Origin of the sequence: Lysinibacillus sp. NPDC094177 (assembly GCF_050279145.1) — a bacterium.
In the GTDB taxonomy this organism is placed as follows: Bacteria; Bacillota; Bacilli; order Bacillales_A; family Planococcaceae; genus Lysinibacillus.
Genome location: NZ_JBNNTW010000013.1, coordinates 33,772 through 54,200, shown reverse-complemented (window position 1 = coordinate 54,200; position 20,429 = coordinate 33,772). Strand labels below are relative to the sequence as shown.

The 20,429-nt window shown below is 37.5% G+C and carries 17 protein-coding genes; 11 read left to right on the top strand and 6 right to left on the bottom strand.

Translation table 11 applies throughout. The features are described from left to right. Together ACQKNC_RS18310 and ACQKNC_RS18305 are read right to left on the bottom strand one after the other, a co-directional pair. On the bottom strand, positions 1–747 hold the full coding sequence (locus ACQKNC_RS18310) for a gluconate 2-dehydrogenase subunit 3 family protein (RefSeq protein ID WP_427426180.1): 747 nt from the start codon (positions 745–747) through the stop codon (positions 1–3). A gap of 362 nt (positions 748–1,109) precedes the next feature. Continuing rightward, positions 1,110–2,294, bottom strand: coding sequence for an alanyl-tRNA editing protein (locus ACQKNC_RS18305; protein ID WP_427426179.1), 1,185 nt, complete (start codon positions 2,292–2,294; stop codon positions 1,110–1,112). A gap of 169 nt (positions 2,295–2,463) precedes the next feature. Here ACQKNC_RS18305 and ACQKNC_RS18300 point away from each other — a divergent pair, with 169 nt between their 5' ends. The 7 genes from ACQKNC_RS18300 to ACQKNC_RS18270 all read left to right on the top strand — a co-directional run bounded on the left by ACQKNC_RS18300 (position 2,464) and on the right by ACQKNC_RS18270 (position 10,012). Next, positions 2,464–2,751, top strand: coding sequence for a DUF6509 family protein (locus ACQKNC_RS18300; protein ID WP_427426178.1), 288 nt, complete (start codon positions 2,464–2,466; stop codon positions 2,749–2,751). A 549-nt stretch (positions 2,752–3,300) separates the two neighbouring features. Beyond that, a complete protein-coding gene (locus ACQKNC_RS18295) occupies positions 3,301–4,446 on the top strand; it encodes a VanZ family protein (RefSeq protein WP_427426177.1) in 1,146 nt (381 codons plus the stop codon). 13 nt (positions 4,447–4,459) lie between these two features. Then, on the top strand, positions 4,460–5,794 hold the full coding sequence (locus tag ACQKNC_RS18290) for an FAD-dependent oxidoreductase (RefSeq protein WP_427426176.1): 1,335 nt from the start codon (positions 4,460–4,462) through the stop codon (positions 5,792–5,794). Between the two features lie 101 nt (positions 5,795–5,895). Continuing rightward, on the top strand, positions 5,896–6,372 hold the full coding sequence (locus tag ACQKNC_RS18285) for a glutathione peroxidase (RefSeq protein ID WP_427426175.1): 477 nt from the start codon (positions 5,896–5,898) through the stop codon (positions 6,370–6,372). A 653-nt stretch (positions 6,373–7,025) separates the two neighbouring features. Next, entirely contained in the window at positions 7,026–7,793 is a 768-nt protein-coding gene (locus ACQKNC_RS18280) for an ABC transporter ATP-binding protein (RefSeq protein ID WP_427426174.1), read from the top strand. Beyond that, complete coding sequence (locus tag ACQKNC_RS18275; RefSeq protein ID WP_427426173.1) at positions 7,780–9,648, top strand: ABC transporter permease; 1,869 nt, start codon at positions 7,780–7,782, stop codon at positions 9,646–9,648. The genes ACQKNC_RS18280 and ACQKNC_RS18275 overlap by 14 nt, the downstream gene beginning before the upstream one ends. A gap of 1 nt (position 9,649) precedes the next feature. Then, positions 9,650–10,012, top strand: a complete 363-nt coding sequence (locus ACQKNC_RS18270) for a YxeA family protein (protein ID WP_427426172.1) — start codon at positions 9,650–9,652, stop codon at positions 10,010–10,012. Between the two features lie 27 nt (positions 10,013–10,039). Here ACQKNC_RS18270 and ACQKNC_RS18265 read toward each other — a convergent pair whose 3' ends face one another. Continuing rightward, a complete protein-coding gene (locus ACQKNC_RS18265) occupies positions 10,040–11,431 on the bottom strand; it encodes a sensor histidine kinase (RefSeq protein WP_427426171.1) in 1,392 nt (463 codons plus the stop codon). After that, a complete protein-coding gene (locus ACQKNC_RS18260; RefSeq protein WP_427426170.1) occupies positions 11,428–12,150 on the bottom strand; it encodes a response regulator transcription factor in 723 nt (240 codons plus the stop codon). The genes ACQKNC_RS18265 and ACQKNC_RS18260 overlap by 4 nt, the downstream gene beginning before the upstream one ends. A gap of 537 nt (positions 12,151–12,687) precedes the next feature. On the opposite strand from ACQKNC_RS18260, the gene ACQKNC_RS18255 reads away from it, so the two are divergent. The 4 genes from ACQKNC_RS18255 to ACQKNC_RS18240 all read left to right on the top strand — a co-directional run bounded on the left by ACQKNC_RS18255 (position 12,688) and on the right by ACQKNC_RS18240 (position 17,601). After that, positions 12,688–13,302, top strand: coding sequence for a PH domain-containing protein (locus ACQKNC_RS18255; RefSeq protein WP_427426169.1), 615 nt, complete (start codon positions 12,688–12,690; stop codon positions 13,300–13,302). Positions 13,303–13,384: 82 nt separating this feature from the next. Then, complete coding sequence (locus ACQKNC_RS18250) at positions 13,385–14,743, top strand: acetamidase/formamidase family protein (protein WP_427426168.1); 1,359 nt, start codon at positions 13,385–13,387, stop codon at positions 14,741–14,743. A 236-nt stretch (positions 14,744–14,979) separates the two neighbouring features. After that, entirely contained in the window at positions 14,980–15,534 is a 555-nt protein-coding gene (locus ACQKNC_RS18245) for an HPP family protein (RefSeq protein WP_427426167.1), read from the top strand. A gap of 591 nt (positions 15,535–16,125) precedes the next feature. Then, positions 16,126–17,601 (top strand): hypothetical protein, encoded by a 1,476-nt coding sequence (locus tag ACQKNC_RS18240; RefSeq protein ID WP_427426166.1) that lies wholly within the window; start codon positions 16,126–16,128, stop codon positions 17,599–17,601. 124 nt (positions 17,602–17,725) lie between these two features. On the opposite strand, the gene ACQKNC_RS18235 is transcribed toward ACQKNC_RS18240, so the two are convergent. After that, entirely contained in the window at positions 17,726–18,910 is a 1,185-nt protein-coding gene (locus ACQKNC_RS18235) for a CaiB/BaiF CoA transferase family protein (RefSeq protein ID WP_427426165.1), read from the bottom strand. Between the two features lie 466 nt (positions 18,911–19,376). After that, positions 19,377–20,285: a CAP-associated domain-containing protein gene (locus ACQKNC_RS18230; RefSeq protein ID WP_427426164.1), complete on the bottom strand. Its 909-nt coding sequence runs from the start codon at positions 20,283–20,285 to the stop codon at positions 19,377–19,379. Positions 20,286–20,429 lie beyond the last annotated feature (144 nt).

Here is a 20,429-nt window from a genome sequence, read left to right as displayed (position 1 = left end):
CTAGTGACTGCCTAATGAATTAGGCTCAATTTTTTGGAATTTCGGATCTTCGATTTGAGAAATATACGCCATTTGATGGCCAGGGAAGCTCTTCATACGCCATCCATCCATGTTACGATTCCCGCCATATATAGGGTCAGAGTAAGCACCTTCTAATGTTGCTGCACGTAATAAAGTAAAGAAGAAAGCAGATGTGACACCACTCATTTGCACGTCACCTTTCTGGAAGGCAGTTAAAATTTCATCCATTTGCTTACCATCAATATCATTAAAGCTCTTTTTATAGCGATTCTGTGCTTCCGACTCTAACTTTTGGACACCTTGCTTAAAAATTTCCGCACGGGTTAAACGACTCTGATAACCCTGTGTTGGGGCACCCTCACCAAAAGGTCCATGCATATATTCTTTAGAATTACTTCCATATTGCCCTGCTAGCTGATGATCGATAAAGTAAGGCACATCTAAGCCCTTTGCCCCCGGGCCTAAATCATCCTCAGGGAAAATACGTTCAGTAGCATTCGTTAAAATATTGAAATCTCTTTGATTCATAAAAAACATTTTAGCTTTTGGAGAACCAGTCTCTTCAGTAGCAGTTCCATGCTGACCATGCTCTAGCGTAGTAGTTCCTTTACTAGGCATGTTATAGCCAACAAGACCTCCTATTAATCCACCGCCGACTAATGTACCTGCTGCGATCCCTGTTGTTTTTAAAAAATCACGACGTGAAACATCCTTTTCTGGACTCATAGAAATCCTCCCCTCAAAATGTATAGAAACCATTCTATTTTTTATAATCAGCAAAAAAAGTAAATTATAATCAGGTATAACTGGAAAAACTTTTAATATCATCCAACTGGCAAATTGATTTGACGTAATCGAGATGAATTGTGGACAAATTGTGCATTAAATGTGGATAATTTGTGGATAAAAATAAGGTGCTGAGGAATCTATTACTTCAGCAGGGCAAATGTCTGTGGATAACAATCGACGGGGAAGATAGCAGCAATAGAACGTGCAGCAAGTGATGATAAGCATGAATGAATAAAGGAGCCGTCCCAGTAATGGAACGTCTCCTATTTTTTGGAATTTTTATTATCGAAAAGGTTAGTTTAGTTTAGTACTTCTTGCATAGCTTCAAATAGTTCCTCGGTAGAGATAATACGCTCGCCACCGCCTTGTACCATCTGATCGCTACCGCCGCCTTTTCCGTTAATGAGTGGCAGTGTCTTTGCAGCTATGTCTTTCATACTTTTCTCAACTTTTGCACCACGTGCCGCGACAAACTGAAGCTGGTCTTCATTTTCTGAAACAAGTAATACGACAGCGTCTGCCTGCTCAGCGACAACAGTCCGAGCTATTTTTTGAAGCTCTTGCATAGTACGCTGAGTAAAGGTAGCAGTAATAATACGTTTTTTACTAGAGACTAGCGCTTTTGCTTCATAATTTAGTAGCTCTTCTTTTGCTGCTACAAGTGCTTTTTCTGTATTTTTCTGCGTTGTTAAGACTTTTGCAAGTGCTGTAGCCGCTTCCTCTTCAGGTACACTTAGTTGTCTGGCAACGTCAGCTAGCACTTTCTTTCGCATTGCAAGCTCCGCTAAAACTCGGTGGCCACAGACAAAGGAGACGCGAATATTGCCCTTCATTTTTTCCGTGCCGAGAATTTTTATTGCGCTGACTTGTCCAGTTGAAGTTGGATGGGTACCACCACAACCGTTGTAATCAAAATCAGGGATAATAACGAGTCGAATATCTCCTGTGACCGCTACTTCTTTACGTAGGCAATAGTTCTCAAGTTCTTTTTCTGTAATCCATGTCGTTTCAATGGGACGATTTTCTAGAATTATTTCATTGGCACGGGCTTCCGCAGCCACAAGCTGTTCTTCCGTTAAGGTGTCCACGGCAATATCAATTGTGACCTGCTCACTACCCAAATGGAAGCTCACAGTTGGTGTATCAAAAAGCTCGACAAAAGCAGCTGTTAAAATATGTTGACCTGCATGCTGCTGCATATGATCAAATCGTCGTTGCCAATTCAATTGTCCATGCACTTCTCCAGTTAAAAGCGAAGAGTCGTCTAGGATATAATGACGAATTTCATCATCAATTTTCTCAACATCGATGACTTCGATATCATTTAAAGTACCTGTGTCATGAGGTTGTCCACCTCCTGTTGGATAGAATGCAGTATTTGATAGCACCACGTAGTTACGGCCATCTATATCAGTTCCTTTATCGACAATTGTTGCATCAAATTCACGTAGCATGACATCTTGATAATATAGTAGCTCTTTCAAGAAAAAAGCCTCCTTTTTGTAGAGTATCCTTAAGAGAATCGCGTCTCTCAATTATTTTAATTTCATTGTGGCATATTTACTTTCAAGTGTATACGAGTTTTCTAGTTGACCCATGCTGAATTTGATTTAATATATAAAAAGAACAGGTTAACTTAAAGGAGATCGAACAATGGAAATTACACAATTCTCAATGGAAGAAATTTTAGATCCAACAAACATTATTGAAGGTAAGCGTTACGAGTTTATTTTAGATGTAGATATTGATGAAGAAGATGAGCTTTATCATGAAGCAGGAATTGAGATTCGAGTACTGGTTGCTGAAAAAGGTGAAGAGCTATTTATTTTAAATTACTTCATCATGGAAAAAGCTGAAGGTGAGTATTTAGATTTCGCATTAGAAGATGATGAGCTAGAGGAAATTTTAGCTTTCTGTAAAGAGGAAATGGCAAAAGCATAGTATGCTCGTGTAAAAGTCCTTCAAACAAAAATTTATATTCTTATTTGGTAAAATTCCGCTTTGCTCTCCGTGGCATGCACGAGCCGTATCGATCTTTCATTTCTAGATCTTATGCTCTTGCTTAACCCCACTGGAGTCTAGCGGAATTTTAATTTTATATCCAGATGGCCTTATTTATCAATTATGCCTCGGCATAATTACGTCCGGAATCGGCTTTGTGCCAACGTGATGTTAGTCACTTAGTCGTGTGTTGTTGTTGCTGTCGCTACGCTTTCGCACAGATAAATTGCCACAGGATGCGGCGTTCTTAGACTTAAGTTAAATTAAGGATTATTTAAGATAGGTGAAATATTCGTGTTGTGTTTATGGGCTAAACTAAGTTTAAGATATAAAAAAACGGGGATTTAACATCAAAAGTTGGGAAGGGCATTAATAAAATATATGCCATTCATATAAGTTGATTGGTACGAAGGCTGGAAGCGCCCAGTCGGAACGGAAATCAATCCCTCGTTATGGTGAAGAGCCTATTTTTAAATGAAGAGGTGTCCAATGTCAGTTTATACACATTCTATAATGGTAGCTTTTTTAATAACAATATTCTTGTCCTTTATGCTATTTGTACCGTGGCTTATTTATACGTATCGGAAATATGGCTACTTATCTGTATCCAAAACGATTATTATGTTCTCATTTATTTTTTACTTTTTATCGGCACTATGCTTAGTATTATTACCTTTCCCGGAAACACGTGATACTTGCTCTCTACAAGCCCCGGATACAGTACATTATAATTTACATCCTTTTCAATTTGTCGCTGATATTTTAAAGGATAGTGGGATCGTTCTGACGAATCCATCGACATGGATTTATATACCGAAGCAGCCCGCTTTTTACCAGGCATTCTATAATTTCTTACTGCTCATGCCATTTGGCGTATACTTGCGTTATTTTCTTAAAAAAAGAGAGTACTGGAAGCGTGCATTTCTATTTAGCTTTTTGCTAACATTGTTTTATGAGGTAACCCAATTTACAGGGATTTATGGCATCTTTAATTGTGCGTATCGAATTTTTGATGTGGATGATTTAATGCTTAACAGTGTTGGGGCACTATTAGGGTTCTTTTTAGCCCCTGTTGTGTGGGCGTTGTTTCCTTCTCATGAAGAGGTGGCGGCTAAAGCAGCAGAAATGGTCAAAAAAGATATCGTCAAGCCATTATCTATTTTGTTAGCACTAGCAATAGATTTATTTATCGCACATATCATTTTGTTCAGTATTGGTGCCGTAACAGGCTATAGTGGTATTTTCGAATTTTTAGTAAAAATAGCTTTGTATATGTTGTTGTTTGGCGTTGTGCCGAGCTTTACAAATGGAGCAACGTTAGGGATGAAGATGATGCGATTTACAATGGTAAGTGAAAACGGCAAAAGTATTGTAAGTCAATCTTGGCGCCGTTGTATTGCCATTATCGTGGTAGTATGTACTTCGGAGATAATAACAACAATAGGCCATATTAAATTAAATATGGATTCACCATTTTATGTACTACAAATTGTCATTACATTGCTAGCTTTTGTAGCGAATCTTGTTCTAACGATGGTTATTGCTATTCATGTATTACGTGTCATCGTAAGTGGAGGAAGTCACCGTTTTTATATGGACCATTATGCATGCTTAATAGCAACAAGAAAAAAATAAGGGGGATGGTTGGATGAAATACGTAATCATCGGGGGAGATGCTGCCGGAATGTCAGCAGCAATGGAAATATATCGAAATGTACCAGGAGCAGAGATTACATCTGTAGAACGTGGATTTATTTATTCATATGGGCAGTGTGGGTTGCCCTATGTTATAGATGGACGTATTTCATCGACAAAGCGTCTCATAGCAAGAGATGTAGAAACGTTTCGTGATAAGTATGGTATTGATGCTCTTGTTGGCCATAAGGTTAACGAAATTGATGTAGACAAGAATCTTGTTTTGGGAACACAGTCATCTGGGGAATCATTTGAAATTCCCTATGATAAGCTACTTATTGCAACAGGCGCGGATCCTATTATGCCGGTGGAGAAGGGCTCAGATTTAACGGGTATACACACGGTGAAAACAATACCTCAGCTAGATGATTTACTAGCTGATTTAACGTCAGATATAGAAAATGTAACGATTATAGGTGCAGGTTATATTGGGCTTGAGATGGCCGAGACGATACATGCTTGTGGCAAAAAAGTAAGATTGATTCAACGCGGTAGCTATGTTGCAAGAATTTTAGATGAAGAGCTTGCTCAACATGTTCATGAGGAAGCAAAAAAGAACGATATCGAGCTTGTGTTAAATACAAAAGTAGAGGCGTTCGAGGGGAATCACCGTGTTGAACGTGTTATTACTGACAATGGCTCGTTTGATACAGATTTAGTCATTATGGCTGTGGGGATTAAACCGAATACGCAATTTTTAGAGGGAACAGGCATAGCACTGGCTAAAAATGGGGCAGTAATCGTCAATCGACATTTAGAGACATCTGTTGAAAATATTTATGCAGCGGGAGATTGCGCAACGCATTTTAATATTGTGAAAGAACGCTTAGATTATGTACCTCTTGGAACGACAGCTAATAAGCAAGGTCGTTTAGCGGGACTCAATATGTCGGGCAAGTTTGCACCGTTTCGAGGTATTGTAGGTACTTCGATTTTAAAATTTTTCAATTTAACAATCGCCACGACAGGTATTAATGAGCGCAATGCAAAAGAGTTAGGTTTTGAATATGAGGCATTTAAATTGTCTGCCCGTCATATTGCAGGTTATTATCCAGGTGCTCAACGGATGTTTATTAAAATTGTTGTTCGTAAACGAGATCAACAGCTTTTAGGAGCACAAATTGTTGGACCTGCAGGTGTTGATAAACGGATTGATGTGTTTGCAACAGCCTTATACAATAAAATGACATTACCAGATTTATTAGATTTAGATTTAGCCTATGCGCCTCCATTTAATGGTGTTTGGGATCCTCTACAGCAGGTTGCCAGAATGAATGCGCGTTTATAAAGTGAATTTTATGGGGTTTTCTCTAACTCCGCTGATTATTAGTCTTCATGAATCGAGCTTATACTGCCCGTTTATGCGGGATAAATAGGGGGTAATTAGAAATGAGCATTTACGACATTCAGGTTGCTTTAGAAGATGGTATTGAATATAGCTTAGATCGTTATAAGGGTAAGGCAATGTTAATTGTTAATACGGCCTCAAAATGTGGTTTTACACCGCAGTTTGAAGAATTAGAAGGTCTATTTAACAAATATCAGGATGAGGGCCTTGTTGTTCTTGGCTTCCCATCTAATCAGTTTAAGCAAGAAGTAGCGACTGCTGAGGAAGCGGCGTCACAATGTCGTTTGACATATGGAGTGACGTTCCCTATGCATGAAATTGTGAAGGTCAATGGTAAGGATGCACACCCTATTTTTGAGCATTTGACATCACATTCAAAGGGCTTTCTTGGCAACAGTGTAAAGTGGAATTTCACAAAATTCCTTGTGAATCGTAATGGTGAAGTTGTTGGACGTTACGGATCAGCTGATAAGCCAAGTAGCTTTGAGGATGATATTAAAAAAGTATTAGCAGAATAAAGTTAGAGGATTCACGCACAATTTTGTGTGTGAATCTTTTTTTGCTCTTTGGAAGTTGGATGTCGATAAAATTCAGAAGTTGGTTGATAAAACGTGAAAGTTAGTCGAAAAAATTCAAAAGTTGGTTGATAAAACGTGAAAGTTAGTCGAAAAAATTCAAAAGTTGGTTGATAAAACGTGAAAGTTAATCGATAAAGATTAAAAGTTAGGCGATAATTCTTGAAAGTGCCCCGATAACTAAAAAGTTGAATGACATTTTGTTAAAACTCATGTCATGAGGATAGGTTGATCTTCGTTCAGACTGGACGACATAATAAAGTAAAAGGATTCACGCAAAATTTTGTGTGTGAATCCTTTTTTGCTTTTTGGCAGGTGGATGTCGATAAAATTTAAAAGTTAGGTGATAAAACGTAAAAGTTGGGTGACATTTTGTTAAAACGTATGTCATGTAGATAGGTTGATTGGAGTGGAGACTGACGCCCCCAGGAAGCTTTGCTCTGTGCGAAAGCGAAGCGACAGCTCAAAGCGCCCAGTCGGAACGGAAATCAACCCCTCATCATTAAGCCTACGATTTAAGGTTGTTGTAAGTTTGCGACAAATTTGCTGTAAGTTTGGGGGCGTATACTAAAGTCAGAAAGAAGAGGTGAGCGTTTATGACGTCATTATTAAAGGTACAAAATGTAGAAAAAACTTACGGCAAAGGCGCAAATACATTTACAGCGCTATCGAATATATCATTTGAAGTAGAAAAAGGAGAGTTTGTTGGTGTAATGGGGCCTTCAGGGGCTGGGAAATCGACGCTACTAAATGTGTTAGCGACAATTGATACACCAACGACTGGTGAAATCATTATTGGTGATACAAACTTAGCGCGCATGAAGGATGCAGAGTTAGCAGATTTTCGTCGCGATAATCTAGGCTTTATCTTCCAAGACTATAACTTACTCGATTCATTAACAGTTCGCGAAAATATCGTACTGCCGCTTGCGATTGCAAAAGTGCCAACAAAGGCAATTAACGCAAAGGTAGAACGCATAGCTACACTGTTTGGGATAAAAGAGTTACTCGATAAATACCCATATCAAATTTCAGGTGGGCAAAAACAACGTACAGCATCATCACGTGCATTAGTTACAGAGCCAAAATTAATTTTTGCGGATGAGCCAACAGGTGCTCTTGATTCAAAATCAGCAACAGACTTGCTTGAAAGTTTAAGTGATCTGAATAATTCTCAAGCGGCCACTATTATGATGGTTACGCATGATGCATTCGCAGCAAGCTTCTGCCAGCGTATTATTTTCATTCAGGATGGACAGCTTTCTAAGGAAATTCATCGTGGTACTCAAACAAGAAAGCAATTTTTCCAAGAGATTTTACAGGTGCTTGCTGGCATCGGAGGTGGAGTAAATGACGTTATTTAGTTTAGCGCGTAAAAATATTCAGCGAAATTTGTCGAACTACTTTTTATATATAGCCTCAATGGTTTTTAGTATCGTCATCTACTTCACGTTTGTGACGCTGAAATATAATGATGATCTTTCAGCCTTAAAACAATCATCACAGCAAATTAAAGGATTGATGAGTGCATCATCCGTTGTGCTATTATTCTTTATCATCATCTTTATGGCGTATTCCAATTCGTTTTTTATGAAAAAACGAAAAAAGGAAGTTGCACTTTACTCACTTCTAGGTGTGCGTAAGCAGAAAATTGGCTTAATGCTCTTTTTTGAGAATTTAGTGATCGGTTTTGTTTCACTAGTACTAGGAATTGTTCTTGGATTCTTTATGTCACAAGGTTTGTTAATGATTTTAGTACGTTTGATGGGCTATGAGGTTGTAGGGAGTTTAACATTTTCCACTGAGGCTCTAGTAAATACAGCAGGAGTTTTTACGCTACTATTTTTATTCACATCTTTACAGGGCTATCGTGTTATCTATCAATTTAAATTGATTGACCTGTTCCATGCAGAGAAGCAAGGAGAGAAAATTCCGCGTGCATCATTATTAGCAGCTATTCTTGGGACAGCGCTAATTGCATTTGGTTATTATACAGCGTCTGCAGATATCTTTACGAGTAATATTTGGAGATTCTTCACTGTACTAGGTACTCCACTAATGGTTATAGGTGTGACAATTGCAGGGACATATCTTTTATTCCATAGTGTTAGTGTATTTGTGTTAATAGCGTTGAAAAAAGCAACTTCTTGGTCATGGAAAGGCTTAAATTTAATTGGTGTATCGCAATTATTGTACCGTATTCGAGCAAATGCTAAATCTCTTTCGATCATCGCTATTTTAAGTGCGACAACGATTACAGCTGGTGGCGGTGTTTTCGGTATGTATTACAATGCGGAAGCCAGTGTACGTCAAGCGCTACCTAATACATTTATGTGGAAGGGCGATACGGTAAAATTCTCTCAAGAAGAAGTCTTATACAACGAATCGCTTTCTGTGAAAAATTTACGCGTGGATAATGAATATTCGTCTTTTGAATATACATTATTAAAGGAATCTGACTATAATCGTTTAGCAAAATTGCAAGGGAAAAATGAAGAACTGCACATTGCAAATGGTTCAACAGTTTTACTTGATGCTAGCTTCGATGAACGTTTTTCAGATGATTTTACTGGTGAAGAGTTTAAATTGGAGAACGGGGAATCAGTCCATGTTGATAAAATGTACACAAAGAGTGTATTAAACTTTATGCCAGCTGGGACAGTACTCGTTGTTAATGATAAAGTGTTCGCTGCAACAAATGCAGAAGATGTTAACATGCAGGTAGTGGGTATGGATAATGACTTGAAGCAACAAGCCATTTCAAAGGAGATTTACAGTCAACTATCTACTGAACAGCAGGAAGGGTTTTCAAGTGTTCCGCAAAGTTATGAGGATGGTTTAGCTACTGTAGGATCACTATTGTTTGTAGGAAGCTTTTTAGGATTAGTATTTTTAGCAGCGACAGGAAGTATCATTTACTTCAAAGTTTTAACAGAGGCAGAGGAAGATCAGCCTAAATATGCAATTTTAAATAAAATCGGTGTTAACAAAAAACAAATATTAAAAACAGTTGCAGGGCAGGTTGCCGTTATCTTTAGCGCACCACTCGTTGTCGGCATCGTCCATAGTGCATTTGCGCTACTAGCATTTTCACAGCTATTTAGTATGGATATAACTAAACCAGTAATACTGTGGATGATTGCTTATTCGGCAATTTACGGCATATATTATATCTTTACAGTTCGTTCATTCTATAAAATTGTTAGACAGGAGAATTAATATGAAAAAGGTTTTCTTAGGTATAGGAGCACTGTTCTTATTGTTCGTAGCAGGTCTTGTTGTTCTGATGACCGTAGATTTTAATCGTTTAAATAAAGAAGCATACTATGTTCATATTACTACTGATGGTGATATAGAGGAATATAAGCTAGATAGTGGACAAATTATGAAAATGTATTGGTACGAGCTACCTGCTTATGACGAAAATGGTAAAGAGCAAACATTAAAGTTTTCAGCCCATAAAAATTTACGTCACGATGCATACATGAAGCTTTATGTAAAAAAAGAAACGGAAGTTACATCATATGATGAAGTAAAATTCCATGAGCTACCTAAAAAAGTACAGGAGCTAATGAAGAAATAGGAGGAAGGAGTAGTCCCTAGTATAGGGCTACTCCTTTTTTTCTTCTGATAATTGAATGCTGACAGTTGTACCTTGTTGTTCTTCAGAGGTAATCGTTACAGTTCCTCCGTGCGCTTCGATAATATCTCTAGCAATAGCGGTACCTAACCCAGTACCATGCGTTTGCTCAGTATTTGTACCTCGATAATAGCGCTCAAAAATATGTTCAAGATCTTCGGCAGAAATGCCTTTACCATTATCAGAGATTGTAATAGTAGTATCATCAACAAGAACATTGACTGCAACATCAGAAGCATTATGAAGCAATGCATTGTGTAAAAAATTCATCACTGCTCGTCGCATAAAGTGTTCGTCGATGTGATACTTGATGACATCTTTAGTTGCATTAAATTCAATATTGGCCTGCTCGTATTGTGGTGTATTGAGTGTATCAATAACGATTTCACGGATAAATTGCACCATATTTACTTCGGTTAAGCTGAGCGGAAGCTGTTGATGTCTTAATCGCATAGTTAAGTTTAAATCATCCAGTAGATCTTGCATATGCAATGATTGTTTTTCGATAATCTGAGCATATTCTGTTTGTTCATGAGGAGTTAATTTTCCATCATTCAGTAGTTCCGAATAACCACGAATCGAGGCAAGGGGTGTTTTCATATCATGTGAGACATTGCTGATCCATTCCTCGCGCATCATCTCTAATCTTTTACGTTCCTGCTCATGTGCAGCAAGCTCTCTCGATACTTCGTTTAAATTCTCAAAAACTGGTTTGTACACACCACCTGGCATTTTACTAGGCATATGATCATGATTCTTTAAATGGCGAATACGTTCAATCATTGCATGCAGAGGCTTGGTCAACGTTCGGCCGAAAAGCCAGCCAACTAATGTAGCCACTAATAAGTCAGCAATAACTATGAATAACCCAAACTTGCCAATAAACTGTAATACTGATGAGCCAGAAAAATGCATGACTAATCTTGTACTATCACTACCCTTAATACCAATGAGATAACTAACATCATCTTTACTGCCTATATACACCGTAGTATCAGCATCAAATTCTTTATATTTATATACTTGAATTAAATCGATGGGTGTATAGTGTGACTGAGCCTTATCTGGTACGAAATGAGATTCAAGAACCTGACCATTAACATCAAGCAATTGAATCCAAGCATTTCGCTGATGTAAGTGTTGAAGCCCCTCTTCACTTACTGAAGGCGTACCATTACTGATTTTAATATACTTCTGGAAGTCCCGGACAAAGTTTTCTTCTGTATCTGCAATGCCCCCATCATAATCATTTGTTAGCTGATAAGAGAGGAGCCCGATTAGAATGGCTGTATTTACGAAAATAACAATAATAACAATAGACAGCACAGACAGAAGGAATCTAGCTGTTAATTTCCATTTCATACTTGCTCCTCTTTTGGAACGACAAATTTATAGCCAAGCCCTTTTACAGTTGTAATATACACAGGTTTTGATGCATCCTTCTCAACCTTTTCACGCAGACGTCGAATATGCACCATGACGGTATTGTCTGAGCCGAAAAAGTCCTCTCCCCATACACGCTCAAACAGAGTTTCTTTACTTAAAATTCGATTAGGATTATTCATAAAGCAAGCCATCAAGCCAATTTCCTTCGCCGTTAGCTCCAATAAAACGTCGTCCTTATGTACCTCCGTTTCATCCCCATTAAGCAAGAATGGACCAACTTGAATAGACTGCACGGAAGTTACTGGCGCTGTTTCTTGCGTTTGGTAGCCTGCTCTGCGAAGCTGTGCCTTCACACGATAGGCAACCTCTTTAGGACTAAAAGGTTTCGTAATATAATCGTCTCCTCCGATCGCAAGTCCTAAAATTTTATCGATTTCCTCATTTTTCGCAGACATGAAAAGCACTGGCACATGCGACACTTCTCGAATACGTCGGCATAAATCGTAGCCCTCGCCATCAGGAAGCATCACATCAAGAAGTACTATATCAGGTTGTGTCTGTTGAAAGCCCGTCCATGCTTCTTGAATGGAGCCAGCTGTATGAATTTGCTTATAACCTTCTCTTTGTAGGCTGACTTTTAGAAGATTTGCTAAATCTGCCTCATCATCCACCACTAGAATAGTTGGTTCTTGCATTGTTCACACGTCCTTTCTTTTTTATTATTGTAAATCGTCATTAGAATTTTAAGAATAGCTTATGGCTAATAAGTTTAATGATAGCGCGATAAGCAATTCCTTATTAAAGTTACCGATTGAAGTTTCACTTATGTGACTCATTATAAATTAAACATGCTTAAAAAAGGAAACTTGAATTAATAAAATAAAGACCAATTAGTTACTTATAAAGGGGGAAATAATGCTTTGTATACTCAGCTGAAAAATTTATATTTAAACACGTACAGGTCTCAAGAGTTTTGTGGAAAAGCCTTTAAAATCAACGATGCAACTTTAGGTTGCGGAAAAAGTAACTAATGAGTTCTCGATGGATTTTTGGATTTTCAATAAAGTTAAGGTATCAAAAATGATAGGCGGAATGATGTATGAACTTATCACAGAATTTAAAAAATAAAAGAGAAAAGCACAGATCAGTACTAGTAAGAGTACTCAGGCTATTTGAAACTTTTTACAGATGTAAAGCGTAATAAGAGTATCAACCATTTAAGGAGGTAAACAATGTTTAAAAAAATAGCAGCAGACGCGCTCGGACTTTCAGATATTGGGGTAGTAATCACTCGTAAGGACTATGATAAGACGGATGCAGATGATTTTATCCTACATGAAATTGATGAGAAAATTTATTTTTTAATTAAGACGAAGGCAGATGAGTATTGCTTTACAAATCGTGCGATTATTCATGTAGACGGTGAAAGCGCGATGAGCAAAAAGCGTTTACTGCGTCGTTACGACTACTCAATGCACAATATTAGTGATGTATTCCTCGAAACAGCAGGAACTATTGACCTTGATGTCGAAATTAAATTTACAATCGACAATACACCATTATCAATTGATATTCATAAACGTTTTATCGATGACATTAGAGATTTATATAAAGCGTTGCATGCCATCAGCTATGAGCAAAAGCAAAATGCATACAAGCTCGAGGTGGCAGAAAAGAGTTTATCCGTTGCTTCTTCATCCATTGGTCGTATCGGAAATGACAATGTCTCACCATCTGCATCATTCGAGGAGATTACACGTTTTGCGAATAATTGGATGATTGACCATAAGGACAAATACAAGAAAGAAGATTTCTCACACATATTTGATTTATACATGAACAATTAAGGAATATAGCTCTCTACGTTTTGTAGAGAGCATTTTTAACATAAGTATATACATAAAATCAGAACTAGGAGCGTGACGAAAAATGATAAACGAGTTGCAAATGCTAGAAAAAGAAGAAATGGAAAGTGATGACCTTGTACAGCAGTCACAAGCCGCCGAAACATTATTCGTAAATGAGTTCATAGATGGTATTTTAGATCCACAACAGAAAATGCTTGGACCTGTCAAAGACGGTGGAACAATTATTGCTAATACGACGCCAGGATGTTGGGGCCCGATGCTAACACCAACGATTCGTGGTGGGCATGAAGTAACAAAGCCTGTATTTGTAGAAGGGGCAGAGGTAGGAGACGCCATTGTTATCAAGATTAAATCAATCCAGGTAACATCATTAGCAACAGCATCTGGGCACGATGAGGTAATTACAGATCGATTCATTGGAGATCCATTCGTATCAGTAAAATGTCCAGGCTGCGGTAAGCTTCATCCAAGTACAGTTGTCAAAGGGATAGGTCGACAATCCATTCGCTGTTCGACATGTGATACAGAAACATCACCTTTTAACATGACGAATGGCTATACGATGGCACTAGATCATAAAGGTAATATTGGTGTCACTGTTGGGCGAGAAGGGGCTCGCCGTATTGCTCTTGATGCGAAAAATTATATGCGTACACCTGAAAATTCTGTGCAAAATCCTGTAGTTGCATTAGCACCAAGTGATTTGATTGGTGTTATGGCAAGAATGCGACCGTTTTTAGGGCAACTTGGAACGACGCCTTCAAAGGCGATGCCAGACTCCCATAATGCTGGTGATTTTGGATCGTTTTTAATCGGTGCACCACATGAATATGCATTTACTCAAAATGAATTAGATACACACCGTACAGATGGACATATGGATATAAGCCGTGTTCGTGAAGGTGCAACGATTATTTGTCCAGTAAAGGTTCCAGGTGGCGGTGTGTATATAGGTGATATGCACGCAATGCAAGGGGACGGTGAAATTGCAGGACATACAACCGATGTTGCCGGTATTGTTCAACTTCAGGTAAGTGTATTGAAAAAAGTAGCTTTGGATGGCCCTATTTTATTGCCAAATACAGAGGATTTACCTTATACGGCAAAACCTTTTACAAAGGAAGAAAAACGACGTGCACGTGAGCTTGCAGAGGAATTCGGCGTAAAACAAGTGGAGGAAGTATTACCTGTATCAATTGTTGGCTCTGGAACATCATTAAATGAAGCCACGACTAATGCTATAAGCCGTGCAGCAAGGCTTTTTGAGATGAGCGAGCCAGAGGTTATGAATCGAGCGACGATAACAGGATCGATTGAAATTGGTCGTCATCCAGGAGTCGTAACAGCAACCTTCCAAGTACCTAAAGCAGTATTAAAAAAAGCACGTATTTATAAGCCAGTGAAAAAACAATATGATTAAATGCTGAGAAGCCTTAAAAGAAAGCAAACTAGAAAATTTCATAGTTTGCTTTTTTGTTATAGGGAGAAAAATAACTGAATTTTGTATGGTGAAATTCGGACGCAATTATGCCGAGGTAGTTATGTCTAAAATTTTACATTTTGAAGTGGAATTCTAGTTGCTATAATAGAACAAGCTTAGAATATACAAAAAATCGATACAGTTTTTTAGAATTTTGGATAGAAAAAAGGTGACTTATGGCAGATTTCGTACGTTTGCAAGACAAGAGAGAAAAAACAAACCCTATTAAAACATACATATTCAAGATGAAAGGTGGGGGACATGCTCCTTCACGAACAAATTTTGCTGATGCTATAACAGGTGCAATCGGTGGATTAATATGTATTTTTGTATTGCTTTGGTTGACGAACTATACAGGGGCGCCATGGTTAATGGCGTCACTTGGTGGGAGCTGTGTACTTGTATTTGTCGTTTGGAATGCGCCATTGTCCCAACCTAGAAATATTATTGGAGGTCATTTGATTTCAGCTTTTATCGGCTTAATCATGTATTCGCTGTTAGGGACGAGCATTGTCTCAATTAGCCTTGGCGTAGGTTTAACGATTTTTTTAATGTCCCTATTAGGAATCATTCATCCGCCAGCCGGAGCAAATCCGATTATTATTATCTTAGGGGGCTATGGATGGAACTATCTAGTAATGCCCGTTCTTATAGGCGCTCTCATTATCGTATTCTTTGGTCTTGTGATAAATAATCTACGAGAAACGCGGAAATATCCTTTGTTTTGGTGAGGAATAAATTGAAGCAAGTGGCGGAAAAAAGTCGCGCTTTCGGGGCAGAAAAAAATCCATCAAAAATTTGATGAATTTGAAAACCTTTTGCCCCTGCCGCTACGCTTTCGGAGCAGAAAAAATACGTCAAAAATTTGACGTATTTTTTTGTAACTATTTTGTTGGTCGCTCGTCTACTGTTGTGAGAATGCTTTTTCTCGATTGTATTGGTGAATAATGCATAGCTTTCTTTAGTTGTGCGTAATATGGCGCTAGCTTTGACTAGCGAAGGCAATGAGCTATTGGTGACAATACGAATGGGCTACCAACTTATGAGTGATTGTCCAATGAGCTCATTTGCCATTTTTTAAACCGAAACTTAATCTTATAAGCCGTCTATGAAGTATCTTCGCTTTATAGATGGCTTTTTTTATGCTGCTATAGCTGAAGTTGTCGATTTTGACTAATACTTTTGTTGTCATTTCTTCACGATTTTTTAGCATATGTTGGATAAGATTTGTTATATTGAAGAAAGAGTAATCAATTAGACAATTATTTTACACGATAGGGGAAGATCTTTGTTGGTTGAATTTGATGGGGGGCTCCAGTTGCATGCTGTTGGATTGTGATGAGCAGTTATTCATGACATATAAACAAAGTGGTGAAAAGGGTGCTGAAAAATTACTTTCAAAATGGTTAGAGGCAGAGAGTGACTCACAGGCAGACCCGAAAATACTAGGTACTGCACTTTCACCGAATTTATTTTTAGTGAATGAGGAAACAGTGATGAATATTGCGTTTTCAACTGCACGAAAATATTGGGGCCGTGTAACGACAGATATGCAAACTTTTTTTAACAAGCATGGTTTAGATACTAAATTTGTCAATGAACGTCTCAATGCTTTTTTTTATACGCAAAAAGGCAAGGAGACCTTTTTTGAGCAGCTTTTTGCACAGCATACAATGGACTTAGAGCGATTAATCTGGCTAATTTTCGGGAAGCGAATGCAAATTACTATGCCAGTCAATGAACTACAAACTATATTTTTATATAAATTTGAGAATGAATATTTAGTGCATATGATTTATAAAGAAGATGCCCGATTTTGGCATTGGCTTTTCATGAAAAAAGTTTATTCACTATTTATCCACAAACCATTAGAACAATTCACATTTATCCATGAAATGATGGGTCATATTGAATATTCTACAAGAGAAACTTATGCACATGTGAATAACTTTGTGAATAATCACAGAAAAATTCTGGATAAGTGTATAACTTATGTGGATAACCATAATTCTACTTGCTTAGCGAAAAAGCAGTTACATCTCTACCAAATTGTAACGCACTATCGTTTATCAGAAGGGGATTATCAATGCGTAAAAGCTCTAATTACTTCTTTTGAAGCGGATTGGCGTTATTCGATGTATGCATTGACAGAGAAAGAAAAAGTTCTGATTGCATATCTTCTATTTCATATAGCACATAAGGAAAAAAATCATGAAACTGTTATCTACTACGGTGAGTATTTATTAGAAGATGAACGACTTAATAACTACGCGATAGAGATTTTATTGGAGTATAAGGAGTTATTGCCGAATCGTAAGCCAACACCTCCTGCCATTATTAAAAATTATGAACTTAATTTTTTAGAAAACTTGTATGCAGTACTGCTTGATCATTATGTAAAAATGGGACGTTATCAAGAGGGGCTCCTCCTTTTAAAGGAACATGTACTAGCATCCAATAAAAAAATACATGCCACTTTAGTACAGAGTAACTATAGTAATGAGCAATTTATTGCAATGGAGGCGTTTGTTCAGCAGGATATTGCTCTACATGTTAATAATTCATTACAGCAAGTCGGCTTGTCTGTGGAAGAATGGCGTCGACATTACCGTCAGCCAGAAACTCCTTACAATTTGGTAGCACAGAGTGCATCCTTGCATATGCTCAATATTTTAAAGGTTTTATTTGTAACAGAGCAGTATGAGCTTTTTGAAAAATTAATGGAAATTTATAAAAAATATTTACTCATTGACGAGCATTTCGAAAAGCTACGAGTTTTTATTAGTGCATATGTTTAACTCCTTTCCGATTCCGAACGCAATTGTGCCGAGGCCTAATTGATTAGAAATACAAAAAAGTGTCTAATGTGATAAATGCAACATTAGACACTTTTTTTATTTCTTGCAGTTGGCGCTTATGATATTATTCTAAAACCCCTTTGTCCTTTAAGACTGCAATCTGCTCGGCGCTATAGCCAAGTGAAGATAACACTTCTTCATTATGCTCTCCAAGCTTAGCACCTACATGCTTGTACTGCGGCTTAACATCGTTAAACTTAAAAGCAGATGCAATTTGTTTTTGCGTAGTGCCGTCGCTTTTGGGAATATCAACAATCATATCACGAGCCTTGAGCTGAGGATGTTCGCATGCTTCAGGAAAAGTTAATACGGGTTCGACACATCCCTCGAAATTCTCGTTAAACACTTCAAGCCATTCTTCGTAAGTCTTTGATAAGAACGCATCATGGACAGCCTCTTTAAAACGAATTTGTGTATAGTATGAATCATTAAAAGTATTATCAATGAGCTCAGGAATATCAAGCGCTTCACAAAGCAATCTGCGGAATTGAGGCTCAAGACTCCCTACTGAGAAAAATCGGCCATCTTTTGTTTTGTAAAAATCATAGTAGCTGCCACCATTTAAAATTTCTTGCTCGGGCTGAGGCACACGATCACCGCCAATATAGGCAGACCCATACATAGCATTGAGCGAAAATACAGCATCGGTCATACTTATATCAATATATTGCCCTTCACCTGTTTTTTCACGATGTAAAGCAGCTGCAAGTACTCCAATCGCTGCATGCATTGTGCCCCCAGCAATATCAGCTAGCTGAATACCCATTGAGACAGGTTTTTTATCTTTATGACGTGAATAATCAAGTATACCAGCTAATGATAAATAGTTATTGTCATGCCCAGGCCGATTGCTATACGGTCCAGTTTGTCCATAGCCTGTAATAGCACAATAAATAACTTTAGGATTTACTTCTTTTAAAGCCTCATAGCCGATGCCAAGTCGTTGCATGACACCAGGTCGAAATCCTTCGATAATTATGTCGTATTCTTTAACGAGTGCCTTAACAATCTCTATAGCTTCAGGCGATTTTAAATTTAATGTTAATGACTTTTTAGAGCGATTCAAATGTTGATGAATATACGCCTCATGATCATCGTCATAAGGTGGCATAATACGCGTTAAATCTACGCGCTTTGATGATTCAACGTGAATAACCTCTGCGCCTAAATCAGCAAATATCATTGTCGCCATTGGTCCCGGTAGTAATGCAGAAAAATCGAGAATTTTTAACCCCTTTAAAATACCCAAATCTCCCAACCCCTTTTTGTGTAGGCTACAACGCCTTCTATTTAAGAATGTATTGTAGCGCTTTTCTCATAATCCCCATTTTGTGAAAAGCGTGCATAACTCTGTATTAATACAGAGTTATTGTAAATTATCAGTATTATAACAGAAGAATTAATGGCTTGACTATGTTAAATTTTATTATAAAATATTTAGTTGAAAAATTATATGTCAGAATAACGATAAAAGTAAAAATATTCAGAATGTGGGATTATCCTCATAACGTGTGGGTGGTTTCGTTCCGTTTGGTTTAATCAATCAACTTATAAAAAGGGCATACGTTTTAACTTCTTTCAGCTAAATCCGCTGAAAGAAGTTAAAGTATCCTTACAGATTACGATAAGGTTACAAAAAATCTCTATGCAATAGATTTCTGCATAGAGATTTTTGTGTACTATTGGTCAGCGCTGATAAACTTCAACCATTCAAATTACTTAGAATAAAAGTTAATTGTATAATAGGGCGCACCGTTGTCATTAAAGCAGACACCAACAAATATATGTGTAAATTCTTTTCTTAAAATATTTATACGGTGGCCTTTTGAGTTCATCAGTGCTTCATGGGCAAATATACTATTGTGCTGACCATGGGCTATATTTTCGCCATACCAATAGTAATTAACTCCACCAGCAGTGAGGCGGTCATTGGAATGATCACCATTATGATCTTCATGACTAAAAAATTGATGTGTGATCATATTGCTACTATGCAGCCGAGCAATAGGATTATACACTTTGTCATAAATGAGTGGCTGTAATCCTTCTATAACTCGCTCATGGTTAATTAGGTCAACCATTAAATCTTCAAGTCCTGTTCGTAGTTCTTTGGAAGGCTTACCATAATAACCATACTTACTTAATTCTGTTTTGGCATTAATCCAAATAATAGAACGAACAATATTGTTATTGTGTAAATCATAGAAAAAAGTAACATAGTGATGATCAATCAAATAGGTCCCGTGTGTAGTATTGCCTTCACTATTTTTGTAATCGAGCAAATAGCTTGTGTTTTGATAGTGAATTGCTCTAAGTGGAAGACCGTATTTTTTATTCACATCTGTTCGATTAGCACCGATACGAATACCGAATACGCTATACCCAGTGCGTGTTTCATATCCTCCAACCTCATTGGAATTATGTTTGCCTACGAGGAAAAATTGGGAGTAGTCCGTCTCTACTCGATGCCATTTCATTTTATATTCACTTTGAAAGCTAGATATTGACAAAGATTTTTGTGTATTTGTTACAATTGAACGAGCTGACTTATTTGGATTGAGAGAAGTATTCCATAGAGCCATACTAAAACCAACCATTATCGGAGCTACTTTACGTAACAACATATTTAAACCCTCTTCTAATAATAAATTTATAATAAAAATCTATCAAAACAATAAAAGTTCCATAGATATAAATTACTATATTTTTGTTCCATTAACGATGCTAAAAATTTGGAACTTCCTCTACTATATTACTCTTGTTATAAG